This window comes from Rhodoplanes sp. SY1 (genome assembly GCF_046000175.1).
Lineage (GTDB): Bacteria > Pseudomonadota > Alphaproteobacteria > Rhizobiales > Xanthobacteraceae > Rhodoplanes.
This window is the reverse complement of sequence record NZ_JBEOMB010000370.1, coordinates 1-1,208: the sequence shown is the minus strand read 5'-3', so window position 1 is coordinate 1,208 and position 1,208 is coordinate 1. Positions and strand designations below refer to the sequence as shown.

At 67.9% G+C, this 1,208-nt stretch carries 2 protein-coding genes; one reads left to right on the top strand and one right to left on the bottom strand.

The genetic code is table 11. The features are described 5' to 3' along the window. Positions 1–385: GntR family transcriptional regulator (locus ABTU92_RS29735; protein ID WP_408095140.1), on the bottom strand; the 385-nt coding region annotated here is incomplete at its 3' end. 455 nt (positions 386–840) lie between these two features. Here ABTU92_RS29735 and ABTU92_RS29730 point away from each other — a divergent pair. Continuing rightward, positions 841–1,208, top strand: a 368-nt coding sequence (locus tag ABTU92_RS29730) for an FAD binding domain-containing protein (protein ID WP_408095139.1), incomplete at its 3' end; no start/stop codon positions are given.

Sequence of the window (1,208 nt, the reverse complement as noted above, 5' to 3'; positions counted from 1 at the left end):
CGGCGACGCGGGCGAGCCGGTGATAGGCGAGCACGACGCGCTCCTCCCACGCCGTGTCGCCGCGCCCGATCGACTGGCGCAGCCCGAGCTCGTTCAGCCAGCAGCGCGTGACCGTGATCTCCTCCAGCTCCGCCTTGCTGAGCGGCGCGACCGTGAACCCGCACAGATCCGTCTGTCGGGCGAGGCCGTCCCGCGACAGCCGGTTCAGCGCCTCGCGGATCGGGCTGAAGCCGACGCCGTAGCGCTCGCACAACTGGCGGATGCGGAGCTGGCTGCCGGGCGACAGGGCGCCCGCGATGATGTCGCGGCGCAGGCTGCCATAGGTCGCCGAAGCGAGCGTCTCGCCGGCGCGGCGGCTTTTCGGATCGAATTTCCGTCGGGTCATGGTCGTCTGTCGAGCACGGGATGTCAGCGCGGCTCCGGCAACAGCGCCGACCGTCAGCACCGGTCATCTTGGAGGCATTCGGTCGCCGCGGCAACATATGGCCCGTATGTGCGAACACGCTACGCACTTCACCGTATTGTCGAGCATCCAGACGAAAGTACTAAATGTTCGAACATCGAGGCCGATTTGAACGCGAGCCTCGCAATGGCCACAACGATGGCCATCCGCGGTGACGGGCCGAGACCATCGACGTCCCTTCCGGACATCGAGGCCGTGATCCGAACGCCTGCGGGACTGCTGCCGACTTTGCTCGCCTGCTCCCCCGCACGACCCGAAACCCCCGCCTGAACCTCGATCTCGCACGAGACCGCGCGAGGCCCGTTCGACGACGTCTTCGAAACGACCAGGACCCTGTCCCGGCCGAACGACGGCGCATGCAATCAAGGGTGGTCGACATGGCCCACTTCCGCGTGGCAGCGCCGAGAACGCTCGACGAAGCGTTCTCGCTGCTGCCGTCCCATGGACCCGACGCCAAGCTGGTCGCCGGCGGAACCGATGTGCTGATTCACATCCGGGCCGGGAAGTCCGCACCGAAGCTCCTCGTGCTGCTCTCGAGGATCAGCGATCTCGACGACGAGATCCGGGTGACCGAGACCGGAATTCGCATCGGCGCGCTGGCGCGGCTGAGCGACGTCGTCCGCCATACCGTCGTGAGCGCTCGCTTCACGGCGCTCGCCGAGGCGGCCGCGCAGATCGGCTCCGAGCAGATCCGCAATCGCGGCACCGTGTGCGGGAACGTCGGCAACGCGTCGCCGGCGGGCGA